Annotated in this window: 13 protein-coding genes and 1 pseudogene; 7 read left to right on the forward strand and 7 right to left on the reverse strand. The window is 70.1% G+C overall.

Annotated elements, in window-relative coordinates:
• Nucleotides 1-8: 8 nt before the first annotated feature.
• On the reverse strand, nucleotides 9-2738 hold the full coding sequence (gene ppc / locus ACIRD8_RS27395; protein WP_403996890.1) for a phosphoenolpyruvate carboxylase: 2730 nt from the start codon (nucleotides 2736-2738) through the stop codon (nucleotides 9-11).
• Nucleotides 2739-3064: 326 nt separating this feature from the next.
• On the opposite strand from ppc, the gene ACIRD8_RS27400 reads away from it, so the two are divergent.
• The 3 genes from ACIRD8_RS27400 to ACIRD8_RS27410 all read left to right on the forward strand — a co-directional run bounded on the left by ACIRD8_RS27400 (nucleotide 3065) and on the right by ACIRD8_RS27410 (nucleotide 5428).
• The gene (locus ACIRD8_RS27400; RefSeq protein WP_403996893.1) at nucleotides 3065-4048 is read left to right on the forward strand and encodes an acyl-CoA desaturase; all 984 of its coding nucleotides are present in this window, start codon (nucleotides 3065-3067) and stop codon (nucleotides 4046-4048) included.
• On the forward strand, nucleotides 4045-4731 hold the full coding sequence (locus ACIRD8_RS27405) for a TetR family transcriptional regulator (protein WP_403996896.1): 687 nt from the start codon (nucleotides 4045-4047) through the stop codon (nucleotides 4729-4731). The genes ACIRD8_RS27400 and ACIRD8_RS27405 overlap by 4 nt, the downstream gene beginning before the upstream one ends.
• Before the next feature lie 94 nt (nucleotides 4732-4825).
• The gene (locus tag ACIRD8_RS27410) at nucleotides 4826-5428 is read left to right on the forward strand and encodes a Uma2 family endonuclease (RefSeq protein ID WP_403996899.1); all 603 of its coding nucleotides are present in this window, start codon (nucleotides 4826-4828) and stop codon (nucleotides 5426-5428) included.
• Nucleotides 5429-5432: 4 nt separating this feature from the next.
• Here the strand turns inward: ACIRD8_RS27410 and ACIRD8_RS27415 are convergent, their stop codons facing one another.
• The gene (locus ACIRD8_RS27415; protein WP_403996902.1) at nucleotides 5433-6230 is read right to left on the reverse strand and encodes a trans-aconitate 2-methyltransferase; all 798 of its coding nucleotides are present in this window, start codon (nucleotides 6228-6230) and stop codon (nucleotides 5433-5435) included.
• Between the two features lie 88 nt (nucleotides 6231-6318).
• Here ACIRD8_RS27415 and ACIRD8_RS27420 point away from each other — a divergent pair, with 88 nt between their 5' ends.
• The gene (locus ACIRD8_RS27420) at nucleotides 6319-6816 is read left to right on the forward strand and encodes a MarR family winged helix-turn-helix transcriptional regulator (RefSeq protein WP_403996905.1); all 498 of its coding nucleotides are present in this window, start codon (nucleotides 6319-6321) and stop codon (nucleotides 6814-6816) included.
• Here ACIRD8_RS27420 and ACIRD8_RS27425 read toward each other — a convergent pair.
• Nucleotides 6775-7557 (reverse strand): LuxR C-terminal-related transcriptional regulator, encoded by a 783-nt coding sequence (locus ACIRD8_RS27425; protein WP_403997058.1) that lies wholly within the window; start codon nucleotides 7555-7557, stop codon nucleotides 6775-6777. The genes ACIRD8_RS27420 and ACIRD8_RS27425 overlap by 42 nt on opposite strands.
• 282 nt (nucleotides 7558-7839) lie before the next feature.
• On the opposite strand from ACIRD8_RS27425, the pseudogene ACIRD8_RS27430 reads away from it, so the two are divergent.
• Nucleotides 7840-8277, forward strand: a pseudogene (locus ACIRD8_RS27430) (GNAT family N-acetyltransferase); the annotation flags it as partial.
• Here ACIRD8_RS27430 and galK read toward each other — a convergent pair.
• The 3 genes from galK to galT are packed head-to-tail and all read right to left on the reverse strand — an operon-like array spanning nucleotide 8267 to nucleotide 11468.
• The gene (gene galK / locus ACIRD8_RS27435) at nucleotides 8267-9442 is read right to left on the reverse strand and encodes a galactokinase (RefSeq protein WP_403996908.1); all 1176 of its coding nucleotides are present in this window, start codon (nucleotides 9440-9442) and stop codon (nucleotides 8267-8269) included. The pseudogene ACIRD8_RS27430 and the gene galK sit on opposite strands and share 11 nt — an antisense overlap.
• A complete protein-coding gene (gene galE / locus ACIRD8_RS27440) occupies nucleotides 9439-10419 on the reverse strand; it encodes a UDP-glucose 4-epimerase GalE (RefSeq protein ID WP_403996911.1) in 981 nt (326 codons plus the stop codon). The genes galK and galE overlap by 4 nt, the downstream gene beginning before the upstream one ends.
• The gene (galT, locus tag ACIRD8_RS27445) at nucleotides 10416-11468 is read right to left on the reverse strand and encodes a galactose-1-phosphate uridylyltransferase (protein ID WP_403996914.1); all 1053 of its coding nucleotides are present in this window, start codon (nucleotides 11466-11468) and stop codon (nucleotides 10416-10418) included. Before galT ends, galE begins: the two co-directional genes overlap by 4 nt.
• A gap of 243 nt (nucleotides 11469-11711) precedes the next feature.
• On the opposite strand from galT, the gene ACIRD8_RS27450 reads away from it, so the two are divergent.
• Together ACIRD8_RS27450 and ACIRD8_RS27455 are read left to right on the forward strand one after the other, a co-directional pair.
• Entirely contained in the window at nucleotides 11712-13382 is a 1671-nt protein-coding gene (locus ACIRD8_RS27450; protein WP_403996917.1) for a sodium:solute symporter family protein, read from the forward strand.
• Between the two features lie 15 nt (nucleotides 13383-13397).
• Nucleotides 13398-13685, forward strand: a complete 288-nt coding sequence (locus ACIRD8_RS27455; protein WP_403996920.1) for a hypothetical protein — start codon at nucleotides 13398-13400, stop codon at nucleotides 13683-13685.
• A 33-nt stretch (nucleotides 13686-13718) separates the two neighbouring features.
• On the opposite strand, the gene ACIRD8_RS27460 is transcribed toward ACIRD8_RS27455, so the two are convergent.
• Nucleotides 13719-14414 (reverse strand): LuxR C-terminal-related transcriptional regulator, encoded by a 696-nt coding sequence (locus tag ACIRD8_RS27460; protein WP_403997061.1) that lies wholly within the window; start codon nucleotides 14412-14414, stop codon nucleotides 13719-13721.
• Nucleotides 14415-14441: the final 27 nt, after the last annotated feature.

Genomic DNA, 14441 nt, shown 5'->3' on the forward strand with positions numbered 1-14441 from the left:
CATGGTGATCAGCCGGTGTTGCGGAGGCCTGCGGCGACGCCGTTGACGGTGAGCAGCAGGGCCCGTGCGAGCAGCGGGTCGGCTTCTTCGCCGCGTTCGGCGGCCTGGCGCTGGCGGGCGAGCAGGGATACCTGGAGGTAGGAGATGGGGTCCAGGTAGGCGTCGCGGATGGCGAAGGTCTGCTGGAGCACCGGGCTGGTGCCGAGGAGTTCCTTGCCGCCGGTGACCTTGAGGACTTCCTGCACGGTGAGTGCGTGCTCGGCCTCGATGACGTCGAAGACGTGCTTGAGCTCGTCGGGGACGAGGGTGTCGACGTAGTGCCGGGCGATGCGCAGGTCGGTCTTGGCGAGGGTCATCTCGACGTTGGAGAGGAAGTTCTGGAAGAAGTGCCACTGTCCGTGCATTTCTTCCAGGACGGGGTCGAGGCCGGCTTCGCGCAGTGCCTTGAGGCCGGAGCCGACGCCGAACCAGCCGGGGACGATCTGGCGTGACTGGGTCCAGCCGAAGACCCAGGGGATGGCGCGCAGGCCGTCGAGTGAGACACCTGAGCCGGGGCGGCGGGAGGGCCGGGAGCCGAGGTGCAGGTCGGCGAGCTGGTCCACCGGGGTGGAGGCGAGGAAGTAGGCGGGGAGGTCGGGGTCCTCGACGAGCTTGCGGTAGGCGTGGTGGGCGGCGTCGGAGACGGTGTCCATGGCCGCGTCCCAGCGGGCGAGGGCTTCGTCGGACTGGCGGGGTGCGGTGTGGAGTGCGGAGGCCTGGAGGGTGGCCGCGACGGTCAGTTCCAGGTTTTCGCGGGCGAGGGCGGGGATGAGGTACTTGTCGGAGATGACCTCGCCCTGCTCGGTCACCTTGATCTCGCCCTCCAGCGTTCCCCACGGCTGGGCGAGGATCGCGTCGTGCGAGGGGCCGCCGCCGCGGCCGACGGTGCCGCCGCGGCCGTGGAAGAGGCGCAGGCGTACGCCGTAGCGGTGGGCGACGTCGCGGAGGCGGCGCTGGGCGCGGTGGATCTCCCACTGGGAGGTGGTGATGCCGCCGAACTTGGAGGAGTCGGAGTAGCCGAGCATGACCTCCTGGACGTCGCCGCGGAGGGAGACGAGCCGGCGGTAGGAGGGGTCGGCGAGCATCTCGTCGAGGATGACGTCGGCGGCCTTGAGCTCGTCGGTGGTCTCCAGGAGGGGGACGATGCCGATCTTGGCCCAGCCGCCGTGGAGGTCGATGAGGCCGGCTTCGCGGGCGAGGACGGCGGCGGCGAAGACGTCGTCGGCGCCCTGGCACATCGAGATGATGTAGGACTCGATGACTTCGGGGCCGAAGCGCTCGAAGGCCTGGCTGATGGTGTGGAAGACGCCGAGGGTCTTCTCGCCTGCGGCGTCCAGCGGGGCCGGGGTGGGGGCGAGGGGGCGGCGGGAGCGGAGTTCCTTGGCGAGGAGCTTCTGCCGGTAGTCGCGGGGCATGTCGGCGTAGCGCCAGGATTCCTCGCCGAGGCGGTCGAAGAGTTGGCCGAGTGCGTGGTGGTGGGCGTCGGCGTGTTCGCGGACGTCCATGGTGGCGAGCTGGAGGCCGAACGCGGTGAGCGTGCGGATGGTGCGGTCCATGCGGCCGTCGGCGAAGAGTCCGCCGCGGTGCTCGCGCAGGGAGGTCTGGATGAGGACCAGGTCGGCGATGAGCTCGGAGGTGCCGAGGTAGTCGCAGCCGGGGCGGTGGGGGGTGCCTGAGGCGAGGCGCTCGCGGGTGTTGACGAGCTTCTGCCGGATGCAGGTGGCCTTGAGGCGGTAGGGCTCCTCGGCGTTCAGCCGCTTGTAGCGGGGGCTGATCTCGGGGAGGCGCTCCAGGTCGGTCTGGAGTGAGGTGAGGAGCTCGTCGGTGGCTCCGGTGTAGCGGATGGAGTTGGAGAGCAGTCCGCGCAGCTGGTCGACGAGTTCGAGGGCGTCGGTGATGCCGTGCTCGTGCTGGAGGATGAGCACGTCCCAGGTGACGGTGGGCGTGACGTTGGGGTTGCCGTCGCGGTCGCCTCCGATCCAGGTGCCGAAGGTGAGGGGGCGGGTGCCGGCGGGGAGTTCGACGCCGACGCGCTCCAGCTCCGCGGCCAGGTCCTCCAAGACGTCGCCCACCGCGTTGGCGTGGAGTTCGTCGAGGTAGTAGATGGCGTTGCGGGCCTCGTCGGCGGGCTCCGGGCGGACCACGCGGAGTTCGTCGGTCTGCCAGATGAGGTCGATGTTCTCGGCCAGCCGGATGTCCTGGCGTCGGCGGTCGGCCTCGATGACCGGGGTTTCGAGGAGTTCGGCGATGCGGCGGAGCTTGTTGAGTACGGAGCGCCGTGCGGCCTCGGTGGGGTGTGCGGTGAAGACGGGCCGGACGTTGAGGTTCTTGACCGTCTCGCGCAGGTGTTCGGGGTCGGCGTCCTTGAGGCGGTCGGCGGTGCGGGCGAGGAGTCCGCCTTCGGCTGCCCGGCGGTCGCGCATCTCGTGGGCGCGGTGGACCTGCTCGGTGACGTTGGCGAGGTGGAAGTAGGTGGAGAAGGCGCGCACGAGCTGTGCGGCGGTCTCCAGGTCCGTGTCGCCGAGGAGCTCGGCTGCTGCCTCGCCGTCGGTGCGGGTCAGGGCGCGGACGCGCTCGACGAGGTCGAGGAGGTCCTGGCCCTCCTGTCGTACGAGGGTCTCGCCGAGGAGGTCGCCGAGGCGGCGGATGTCGGCCCGCAGTTCGGTGTTGGCGGCAGGGGTCTGGTCGGCACTGCTCACAGTGTGCGGCTCCTTGCAGTGGTTGAGCACGTCTGTCAGGGGGGCCGGGGCGCTCGCGGTGCTGACGGGTCACCCCGGGTATGCAGAGTGCGGACCGCGCTGTCCGACCCACCCAGGATAGGTGTCCGGGGGTTCGGCGTGCTCGTTGCCCTGCACCGTGAGACGGATCGGTGGCAGGCGGGGGGTGGGGGCCTCGCCGCACGGGGGTTGTGGCGGCGGCGCTCTCGTGTCGTGGCGCTCTTCGCTGTCATACTTACGTTGCCGTAGGTTACGGAAGCGTAGCCCGTTCATACCGTCATATTTCCTCACCTCACGGGGGACTCCCCATGCCCACCAGCCCCGATGTGATCGACGACGGCCTGCCGACGGCAGGCGACTCCGCAACCCGGTCCGGCACGCTCGGCGGCGACAAGAAGCGTTCGATCGAACAGATCGCGCTGCTGCTGTTCATCGTGGTGCCCTTCGCGGCCCTGGTCGCGGCGGTGCCGCTGGCCTGGGGCCGCGGTGTCAGCTGGCTCGACCTGGGTCTGCTGGTCGCCATGTACTACTGGGGCTGCCACGGTGTGACGATCGGCTTCCACCGGTACTTCACGCACGGCTCGTTCAAGGCGAAGCGTCCGCTCCGGCTCACCCTGGCCGTCGCGGGCTCGATGGCGGTGGAGGGGCCGCTGGTGCGCTGGGTGGCCGATCACCGCAAGCACCACCGGTTCTCCGACGCCGAGGGCGACCCGCACTCGCCGTGGCGGTTCGGTGAGAATCTGCCGGCGCTGCTGAAGGGCCTGTGGTGGGCCCACATCGGCTGGATGTTCAACGAGGAGCAGACACCGCAGCAGAAGTACGCCCCGGACCTGGTCAAGGACCCGGCGATCCGTGCGATCTCGCGTCACTTCCTCAGCTTCACGATCCTCTCGCTGGCGATCCCGCCGCTGGTCGGTGGCCTGGTCACGATGTCCTGGTGGGGTGCGTTCACCGCCTTCTTCTGGGGCTCGCTGGTCCGGGTCGCGCTGCTGCACCACGTGACGTGGTCGATCAACTCGATCTGTCACGCGGTCGGCAAGCGGCCCTTCAAGTCCCGTGACAGGTCCGGGAACGTGTGGTGGCTGGCGGTGCTCTCGTGCGGCGAGTCCTGGCACAACCTGCACCACGCGGACCCGACGAGCGCGCGGCACGGGGTGATGAGGGGCCAGATCGACTCCAGCGCCCGGCTGATCCGCTGGTTCGAGAAGCTGGGCTGGGCGAGCGACGTGCGGTGGCCTGATGCCTCGCGTATCGCCTCCCGCCGCAAGGCCGCGGCCGCAGACCCGGCATGATTGACGACGTGGCGACCGACGGAAGTACCAGCGGCGAGAAGAGCAGGCCTGCCCCCACGCGAAGGCCCCGGCGGGTCCGGATGACCGGCAAGGAGCGCCGCGAGCAGCTCCTGGACATCGGCCGCACCCTGTTCGCCGACAAGGGCTTCGAGGGCACCTCGGTGGAGGAGATCGCGGCGCGTGCCGGGGTCTCCAAGCCGGTGGTGTACGAGCACTTCGGCGGCAAGGAGGGTCTGTACGCCGTCGTGGTCGACCGCGAGATGCGCCAGTTGCTGGACCTGGTGACGGGGGCGCTCACGGCGGGGCATCCGCGCGAGCTGCTGGAGCAGGCGGCGTTCGCGCTGCTGGACTACATCGAGACGTACACGGACGGTTTCCGGATCCTGGTGCGTGACTCGCCGGTCGCGCAGTCCACGGGCACCTTCGCGTCGCTGATCAGTGACATCGCGACGCAGGTCGAGGACATCCTGGGCCTGGAGTTCAAGGCCCGGGGCTTCGACCCGAAGCTGGCCCCGCTGTACGCGCAGGCGCTGGTGGGGATGGTGGCGCTGACGGGTCAGTGGTGGCTGGACGTACGGAAGCCGAAGAAGGCCGAGGTGGCCGCCCACCTGGTGAATCTGGCGTGGCACGGGCTGGAGAACCTGGAGTCGAAGCCGCGGCTGATAGGCCACCGGAAGAGCTGATCAGCGGCGCGTCACCCGTTGTGATGACGCCTGTGGATTCCCGGCCGTAGTGTGGTCGGCAGGGCACAGAATCCCGTCCATGGGAGGAACAACCATGAGCGCCGAGCCGATCACCGGGCACAGCAGCCGCTGGCCGGTGCCCCCGCAGGACGGATACACCGTGGACGACCTGTTCACGCTGCCCGATCTCCCGCCGCACACGGAATTGCTTGACGGGAGCCTGGTTTTTGTGAGTCCGCAGCGAGATTTCCACAGCACGATGATCGACCTTCTGGTGACCGGGCTCCGGCACAGCGCCCCACCGGAACTGAGGGCGCGCCGCGAGATGACCGTGGTCCTCGACCGGCGCAACGCTCCCGAGCCGGATGTGTCCGTCGTCCGGGCGGAAGCGGTCACCGGGCCGGAGCTGACCCGTTTCGCAGCTGCGGACGTGCTCCTCGCCGTCGAGGTGGTCTCACCCGACTCCGAGGCCCGCGACCGTGACACCAAGCCGCAGAAGTACGCGGCGGCCGGCATCCCGAACTTCTGGCTGGTCGAGATGGCCGGGAGCGACAAGCACCCGGTCGTGCGGGTCTACGAGCTGGACCCGGTGAACAAGACGTACGCGCTGACGGGCATCCATCACGACCGGCTCAAGACGGGTGTGCCCTTCCCTGTCGACGTCGACATCTCGCCGGAGGCGCTCGACCGGCTCTGAGCGGTCATCCGGCCGTGCGGACCACCGCGAAGATCCGGCGGAACGGGAAGACCGTGCCGTGCGGGCCGGCCGGGTAGGCGGTGCGCAACAGGTCGCGGTATGCGGTGAGGAAGGCGTCGTGGGCCTCGGGGTCGTCGGCGAGGGCGTCGAGGACGGGGCGCAGGCCGGTGCCCTTGACCCAGTCGAGGACGGGGTCCTCGCCCTGGAGCAGGTGCAGGTAGGTGGTCTCCCAGACGTCCACGGTGCGGCCGGGCGCGGTGAGGTGTTCCAGGTATTCGGTGGGGGTGTGTACGGCGTCCGCGTGGCGCAGGAGGCTGCCGAGGCGGTCGTGCCAGCGGGGGGATTCGGCGAGTTCGCGCATGAGGGTGTGGCTGGGGGCGTCGAAGTTGCCGGGGACCTGGAAGGCGAGGGTGCCGCCCGGGGCGAGGGCGTCCAGCCAGTGGGGGAAGCGGGCGGTGTGGCCGGGGACCCACTGGAGCAGGGCGTTGGAGACGATGAGGTCGTACGTCTCGGTGGGCTCCCAGGTCGCGGCGTCGGCCTCGGTGAAGTCGAGGAGGGGTCCGGCGTGGGTGCGGGCGCGTTCCAGCATGCGGGGTGAGCTGTCGTAGCCGGTGGTGCGGGCTCCGGGCCAGCGGTCGCCGAGGAGCGCGGTGACGTTGCCGGCGCCGCAGCCGAGGTCGGCGATCCGGGGTGCGGGTTCGTGCGGGAGGGGGCCGATGCGGGCCAGGAGGTCGTGGAAGGGGCGGGTGCGGTGGTCCGCGTGACGGAGGTACTGCTGGGGGTCCCAGCTGGTTGCTGCCATGGGATCAGGATCACCAGCATTTTCTCTTGATGTCAAGACACTTGAATTCAAGAGACTTCATGTCGAGGGACCCTCTACACTGATCGACATGGAGGACGAGGTCGACCGACTGGTCGCTGCATGGCGCCGCGAGCGCCCCGACCTCGACGTGGAACCACTCGAGGTCCTGAGCCGCGTCTCGCGCCTGGCCCGGCACCTGGACCGGGCCCGCAGGATCGCCTTCGCGGAGCACCAGCTGGAGCCCTGGGAATTCGACGTCCTGACGTCCCTGCGCCGCGCGGGCGCCCCGTACCAGCTCTCCCCCGGCCAGCTCCTGACCCAGACCCTGGTCACCTCGGGCACGATGACGAACCGCATCGACCGGCTGACCAAGAAGAATCTGGTGGAGCGGCTCCCCGACCCGAGCGACCGCCGTGGCGTCCTCGTCCGGCTGACCGACCTGGGCCGCGACAAGGCCGACCAGTCGCTGGCCGGGCTGCTCGCCCAGGAGCGGGCCATCCTGGGTGAGCTCTCCCGCCAGCAGCGGTCCGAACTGGCCGGACTGCTACGCCAGTTGACCGCCCCGTTCGACAACATCCCCGGTTAGCGCGACCGGTCCCACCCCGGCCCGCCGGGCCAGCGCCACGGCCGCCAGCGTCGAGTGCACGCCCAGCTTCCCCAGCACGTTCTGCATATGCGTACGCACCGTGTGCGGGGACAGGAAGAGCCGCTCCGCGACCGCCTTGCGGCCCAGGCCCGCCACCATGCAGCGCAGCACCTCGCGCTCGCGCGGTGTCAGCGACTCGACGAGCTGCTCGCTCTCGGTGCGGTGCTTGCGGGCCGCCGTCAGCTCCCGCAGGACCCCGGTCAGCAGCGCGGCCGGCAGATGCGTCTCGTCCCGCAGCACACCCCGTATGACCGTCAGCAGCCGTTGCAGCGAACAGTCCTTGGCGACCCAGCCCGAGGCACCGGCCTGCAGCGCCTTCGCGGCCCGGCGCGGGTCGTCCTTCTCGGCGAGGACCACCGTGCGGATCCGGGGCTGACTCGAACGCACCCCCGCCACCAGCGAGATGCCGTCCACCGGACCGCCGGCGGGTGCGCCCTCCGGTGCGCCGCGCGGCGCGGGGACGACGCCGGCGCCACCCGGGGCGAGAATGCCCAGTTCGGCGTCGACCAGCATCACGTCGTAACGCCGCCCCTCGGCGGCCGCGCGCTCCAGACACCGCAGCGCGGCGGGACCGCTGCCCGCCGCGGACACGTCGACGTCCGGTTCGGCGGCGAGGGCCGCCGCCAAGGACTCGGCAAAGATGCGGTGGTCGTCGACCACCAGAACCCGGATACGCGCCACAGACACCCCCATGCTGTGTGAACTCCTGGGGCGCCCCGTTCATGGCCTGCCCCGACGAGGACGGACCACGGCGGACACGACGCCCGGAGCGTTCCGGTGAACAGCCGGCTCACGGCCGCCGCCGTGTGCCGGCCGCCACCCGCCCCGGGCGTCGTATCCGACTGTCTCGTCCCCTGAAACGGCACCGGCCCCCACCGGTGCTGCGCATCAGCCTACGGTGGGCGGTGGTTGTCGGAAGGCGATTCACAGAACTGACCGCCCAAGGTGTTTAGGGTGTTGCACATGTTCCGTCTTGAGACCGAAGTGGACAAGGAACGTCGTATTCTGCTGGGCCGTCGGCTGCACGACGACAACTGGGACGGATCACCCGAGTTACGCGCCCTGCGGTCCACCTCCGCCGAGCACGAAGTCCCGCTGGAGGTCTGGCTCCTGGACGAACGGGGGGAGCTGGCCGGCGGACTGAGCGGGCGGACCTGGGCCTACTGGCTCCATGTGGACCTGCTCTGGGTCGACACCCGCCACCGCGGTCTCGGTCTCGGCTCACGGCTGCTCGCCGAGGCGGAGCGCCTCGCCCACGACGACCGGGCCTGTATCCGCTCCCGGCTGGAGACCTGGGGCTTCCAGGCCCCGGACTTCTACCGGAAGCAGGGGTACGAGGTGGTCGGCGAGGTCGAGGACTACCCGCCCGGCGTCGCGGAGTTCATCCTGGTCAAGCAGTTGGAGCGATCCGCCGGCCGCCCGCCGAGGGAACCGCGGGGAAGACTCCTGGGGCGGCGTAACCGGCCGCGGTGAAGGCCTCCGAGACGGCCTTGGCGACGGTGTCCTCCATCGCCTCCTCCACCAGCACGATCGCCGAGCCGCCGAAGCCGCCGCCGGTCATCCTGGCGCCGAGCGCCCCGGCCTCGTTCGCCGCGGAGACCACGAGGTCCAGCTCCGGGCACGAGACCCGCAGGTCGTCGCGGAGCGAGACGTGGCCCTCGTTGAGGACCGGGCCCGCCGCGCGCACCTCGCCCGCGTCGAGCAGCGCGATGACCTGCTCCACCCGGTGGTTGTCGCTCACCACATGGCGGACGTAGCGCACGACCGACTCGTCCTCGCCGGCCGCCGCGAGGGTCTCCAGCGCGGCGTCGAGGCCCTCGTACGGGAGGTCGCGGAGGGTGCCGATGCCGAGCGCCCGGGCGCCCGCCTCACAGCCGGACCGGCGCTCGGCGTAGGCGCCGTCGCCCAGGGCGTGCTTGACGCGGGTGTCGACGACCAGCAGGCGCAGTCCGTGCGCGGCGAGGTCGAAGGGGACCTGGCGCAGGGTGAGGTCGCGGGTGTCGAGGTGCAGGGCGTGGCCCTCGGTGCAGCACGCCGAGGCCATCTGGTCCATGACGCCGCAGGGCACGCCGACGAAGGCGTTCTCGGCCCGCTGGCCGAGCACGGCGATCTCCGGGGCGCTCAGGCCCAGCTGGAAGAGGTCGTTCAGGGCGAGCGCGGTGACGACCTCCAGGGCGGCCGAGGAGGAGAGGCCGGCGCCGACCGGGACGGTGGAGGTGAGCTGGATGTCCGCGCCCGTGACGGAATGCCCGGCCTCGGTGAGCGCCCAGACGACACCGGCCGGGTAGGCGGCCCAGCCGTGGCCCGAGTGCGGGGTCAGCTCGTCGACGCGCAGGGAGACGACGCCGCCCGGTACGTCGGTGGAGTGCAGCCGCAGCTGCCCGTCGGTACGGCGGGCGACGGCGGCGCGGGCGGTGTGCGGGAGGGCGAGCGGCATGACGAAGCCGTCGTTGAAGTCGGTGTACTCACCGATCAGGTTCACCCGCCCGGGGGCGGCCCAGATCCCCTCGGGGGCGGTCCCGTAGAGCTCGGTGAAGGAGGCGGTGAGCTCGGCGTTGTCGGTCATGGTGCGGTGGGCTCCTCTCGGCGGGCGAACGTCCAGGCGTCGGCGACGATGGCGGCCAGGTCGGCGCGCGACGGCTGCCAGCCGAGCCGCTCCCTGGCGGTGGCGGCGGAGGCGACGAGGACGGCCGGGTCGCCGCCGCGCCGGGGTGCGGCGGTCTCCGGGACGGGGTGGCCGGTGACCTTGCGGACGGTCTCGATGACCTCGCGTACGGAGAAGCCGTTGCCGTTGCCGAGGTTGCAGATGAGGTGTTCGCCCGCGGTGGCCGCTCCGAGGGCCAGGAGGTGGGCCTCGGCGAGGTCGGCGACGTGGATGTAGTCGCGTACGCAGGTGCCGTCGGGGGTCGGGTAGTCGTCGCCGTAGACGGAGATCGACCCGCGCTGTCCGAGGGCGACCTGGAGGACCAGCGGGATGAGGTGCGACTCGGGGCTGTGGCGCTCGCCGCAGCTGCCGTAGGCGCCCGCGACGTTGAAGTAGCGCAGGGAGACGGCGGCCAGGCCGTGGGCGGTCGCCTCGCCGGAGATCATGTGGTCGACGGCGAGCTTGGAGGCGCCGTAGGGGCTGGTGGGCGCGGTCGGGTCGGTCTCCGTGATGGGGCTGGAGACGGGCTCGCCGTAGGTCGCCGCGGTGGAGGAGAAGACGAGGGTGCGCACTCCGGCGTCGCGCATGGCGGCGAGGAGGGCGGTGGTGCCGCCGACGTTGTTGACCCAGTACTTCTCGGGGTCGGCGACGGACTCGCCGACCTGGGAGTACGCGGCGAAGTGCAGCACTCCGTCGTAGGAGGGGTCCAGCCACTTGGCGGCGTCCTGGATGCGGCCCTCGATGAACTCGGCGCCCTCGGGGACGCCTTCGCGGAAGCCGGTCGACAGGTCGTCGAGGACGGTCACGGTGTGACCGGCCTCCAGCAGGTGGGTGGCGACGACACTGCCGACGTATCCCGCGCCGCCCGTCACCAGGTACTTCTTGCCGGTGTTGCTCACTCGCTCGCTACCTCTCGCAGTCGCTGGGCCGCGGCCTCCGGCGGCACGTCGTTGATGAACACGCCCATGCCGGACTCGGAGCCCGCGAGGAACTTCAGCTTGCCGGTGGTCCGCCGGATGGTGAAAAGCTCCAGGTGCAGTCCGAACTCCTCGCGGCCGGGGACCCTGAAGGGAGCCTGGTGCCAGGCGGAGATGTACGGGGTCGGCGGCTCGCCGGGGCCGAAGATCCGGTCGAATCGCCTCAAGAGTTCCAGATAGATCTGTGGGAACTCTGTGCGGGCGCCCTCGTCGAGTTCCCGCAGGTCGGGGACGCGGTGGCGCGGGTGGAGGTGGACCTCGTACGGCCAGTGCGCGGCGTACGGCACGAAGGCGACCCAGTGCTCGCCCTCCAGGACGACGCGGTCGCCGTCGGCGAGCTCGCGGGCGACGACGTCGTCGAAGAGGTTGCGGCCGGTCTCCGCGCGGTGGGCCTCCATCGAGCGGAGCATCTGCTCGGTGCGCGGGGTGACGAACGGGTAGCCGTAGATCTGCCCGTGCGGGTGGCCGAGGGTGACGCCGATCTCGGCGCCCCGGTTCTCGAAGCAGAACACCTGGGTGACCTGCGGGAGCTCGGCGAGGTCGGCGGTGCGGTCGGTCCACGCCTCCAGGACCAGGGCGGCCTGGTCCTCGGTGAGGCCGGCGAACGACACGTCGTGGTCGGAGGTGAAGCAGACGACCTCGCACCGGCCGGAGTCACCGGCGAGGGAGGGGAAGCGGTTCTCGAAGACGGCGACGTCGTAGTGGGTGTCGGGGATCTCGCTGAGCCGGCCCTCCTGCGAGGGGCAGAGCGGGCACTCGTCGGCCGGCGGGTGGTAGGTGCGCCCCTGGCGGTGCGAGGCGATGGCCACCGAGTCGCCGAGCAGGGGGTCGTGGCGGATCTCCGAGTCCTCCCCGGAAGCGGGGACGGCATCCAGCGGCCGCAGGTCGACGGCGTCGCGGACGGTGTCGTCCGCGGAGTCGTAATAGATCAGCTCACGGCCGTCGGCGAGGGTCGTAACCGTCTTCTTCACCAGGCTCCTCCATATAACGCGACACCCTCCAAACATAACCGCACATAACAAATCACAAGTCAACACGGAACGTCAATGCCGCCGAGTCCTGTGAGCAGCATGTGCAGATGGATGGGCAGATCAGGACATTTCCTCCCGTCCGATCACGATCAAACAAAGAACGTCATGCGACCTGTTCATTTTCTGAACACATAGGCGTAGGTTCCGACGGGTTCAGTTCGCGCAACGAAGCGAGTACCCCCCATGCACTATCTGGCCGAAGGGCTCCGGCTCCCCACGAACGGGCTCGATTACACAATCCTGGCGATCTACTTCGTCGTGGTGCTCGGCATCGGCTTCGCCGCCCGGGCCAGTGTGAAGACGAGTCTCGACTTCTTCCTGTCCGGAAGGTCACTGCCCGCCTGGGTGACCGGTCTGGCCTTCGTCGCGGCGAATCTCGGTGCCACCGAGATCCTCGGCATGGCGGCGACCGGCGCGCAGTACGGCGTCGCGGTCGTCCACTGGTACTGGATCGGCGCCATCCCCGCCATGGTCTTCCTCGGCCTGGTGATGATGCCCTTCTACTACCGGTCGAAGGTCCGCTCCGTACCGGAGTTCCTGCTCCAGCGCTTCGACAAGTCGGCGCACCTGCTGAGCTCGGCCCTCTTCGCCTTCGCGGCGATCCTGATCGCCGGTGTGAACCTCTACGCGCTGTCGATCGTCGTGGAGGCCCTGCTGGGCTGGCCGAAGTGGGTCGCGATCGTCGTGGCCGGCATCTTCGTGCTGCTCTACATCACCATCGGCGGCCTCTCCTCGGCGATCTACAACGAGGTGCTCCAGTTCTTCGTCATCCTTGCCGCGCTCATACCCCTGACCATCCTCGGTCTCAAGCGCGTCGGCGGCTGGGACGGTCTGACCGGCTCGCTGGAGCAGAGCCACGGCGAGAACTTCCTCTCCGCCTGGGGCGGGACGGGCATCGGTGACGCCAACCCGCTCGGCGCCAACTGGCTGACGATCATCCTCGGCCTGGGCTTCGTGCTCTCCTTCGGCTACTGGACGACCAACTTCGCCGAGGTGCAGCGTGCCCTGTCCGCGAAGAACCTCTCGGCCGCCCAGCGCACCCCGCTCATCGCCGCGTTCCCGAAGATCTTCATCGTCTTCCTCGTGATGATCCCGGGCATGGTCGCCGCCGTCGTCGTCCCGAACATCGGATCGGCCCACTCGGACCTCACGTACAACGACGCCATTCCGCTGCTGATGCGGGAGCTCCTGCCCAACGGTGTGCTCGGTATCGCGGTGACCGGTCTGCTGGCCGCGTTCATGGCCGGTATGGCCGCCAACGTCTCGTCGTTCAACACGGTGTTCACCACGGACATCTGGGCGCGTTACGTGCAGAAGGACAAGCCGGACGCGTACTACCTGAAGTTCGGCCGCGGCGTCACGGCCGCCGGTGTGCTGGCCTCGATCGGCACCGCGTTCATCGCTTCGAGCTTCTCGAACATCATGAGCTACCTCCAGACGCTCTTCTCCTTCTTCAACGTCCCGATGTTCGTGGTCTTCATCATCGGCATGTTCTGGAAGCGCGCGTCGATGAAGTCCGGAGTCTGGGGGCTGGTCGCGGGCACCACCGCGGCGATGGTCAACTACTTCGTCATCTACAAGCAGGGCATCATCGACATCCCCTCCGACCAGGGCGCCAACTTCGTCTCCGCGATCGTCGGATTCGTCGCCGGCGCGGTCGTCATGGTCGCCGTCACCCTCTTCACCGCGCCCAAGCCGGAGGCCGAACTGGCCGGTCTGGTCTACGGGACCGAGGCCCCCGGCGCCGACGAGCCGCCCGAGGAGGGCGACGACGCCTGGTACCGCAAGCCGGCACTCCTCGGCTGGGGCGCCATCGTCCTCGCCGCCCTCTGCTACCTGCCCTACTCGCTCTGATCGGAGGCACTCACCATGTCCGACCTGCACAAGGAAGTCTCCGAGCTGGAGCAGAAGTCCGCGACCGCGGCCCGGCTCTTCGACATCCGGCGGATCATCGGCGGTCTCTTCGTGGTCTACGGAGTGATCGTCACCATCGCCGGTATCGACCCGTCCGACGCCGACCTGAAGAAGGCCGAGGGCGTCCACATCAACCTCTGGACCGGCCTGGCCATGCTGGCACTCGGCCTCTTCTTCCTGATCTGGATGAAGCTGCGCCCGGCCCAGGTGCCCGACGGGGCGCCCGGCACGCCGGAGAGCTGACCGGAACGCCGCAGGGGCCGGACCGTCACGCGTTCACGCGAGGCCGTCCGGCCCCTGCGGCATTCCCGGCGCGGCCCGGTCGAGCAGTCCCGTACGGGCCGCGAGTGCGGCGGCCTCCAGCCGGGAGCCGACCCCGAGCTTCATCAGCACCCGCTGCACATGGGTGCGGGCGGTGCTCGGCGCGATCCCCATGCCCGCCGCGATCAGCCGGGTGTCCTCACCCTCGGCGACCCGCACCAGCACCTCGACCTCGCGCGGGGTCAGCATGCGCAGCAGCCGCTGCCCCTCGTCGTCCGGCTGGACCGCCGGGTGCAGCAGCTCGGCGAACGCGCCGCGCAGCAGCTGCGGGGCGACCGCGACCTCTCCCGCGCGGGCCTTGACCATGGCGCGCTCGACGCCCTCTATGCGTTCGTCGTGGCGGACGTAACCGGCCGCTCCCGCGGCGAAGGCGGCGGCGATCCCCCGCGGGCTCGGCACCGGTCCGAGCACCACCACCGCGACCTGCGGGCGCTCCCGTCCGATCCGTACGATCGGGTCGAACGCCCCGGGTTCGGCGGGCGCCGCCGTGCCGAACAGGCAGACCTCCGGCGCCCTGCTGACGACGAGTTCCGCGGCCCCCGAGGTCGGCGCGGCTGCCGCGAGCACCCGGTGCCCGCGCAATTTCAGCGCCGAGGCGAGTGCCTCGGCGAGCAGACGGTGGTCATCGACCACCATGAGCCGCACGCCCATCGAGATAGCCCCCACGTGTGCAGCGCA

The organism is Streptomyces sp. NPDC102451, from assembly GCF_044765485.1.
GTDB lineage: Bacteria > Actinomycetota > Actinomycetes > Streptomycetales > Streptomycetaceae > Streptomyces.

Bases quoted from the DNA above. Each gene is read 5' to 3' on its own strand.
- ACIRD8_RS27455 (WP_403996920.1), top strand. From the start codon at position 13,398: ATGTCCGACCTGCACAAGGAAGTCTCCGAGCTGGAGCAGAAGTCCGCG.
- galK (WP_403996908.1), bottom strand. From the start codon at position 9,442: ATGACCGACAACGCCGAGCTCACCGCCTCCTTCACCGAGCTCTACGGG.
- ACIRD8_RS27460 (WP_403997061.1), bottom strand. From the start codon at position 14,414: ATGGGCGTGCGGCTCATGGTGGTCGATGACCACCGTCTGCTCGCCGAG.
- ACIRD8_RS27420 (WP_403996905.1), top strand. From the start codon at position 6,319: ATGGAGGACGAGGTCGACCGACTGGTCGCTGCATGGCGCCGCGAGCGC.
- ACIRD8_RS27405 (WP_403996896.1), top strand. From the start codon at position 4,045: ATGATTGACGACGTGGCGACCGACGGAAGTACCAGCGGCGAGAAGAGC.
- ACIRD8_RS27410 (WP_403996899.1), top strand. From the start codon at position 4,826: ATGAGCGCCGAGCCGATCACCGGGCACAGCAGCCGCTGGCCGGTGCCC.
- ACIRD8_RS27415 (WP_403996902.1), bottom strand. From the start codon at position 6,230: ATGGCAGCAACCAGCTGGGACCCCCAGCAGTACCTCCGTCACGCGGAC.
- ACIRD8_RS27400 (WP_403996893.1), top strand. From the start codon at position 3,065: ATGCCCACCAGCCCCGATGTGATCGACGACGGCCTGCCGACGGCAGGC.
- ACIRD8_RS27450 (WP_403996917.1), top strand. From the start codon at position 11,712: ATGCACTATCTGGCCGAAGGGCTCCGGCTCCCCACGAACGGGCTCGAT.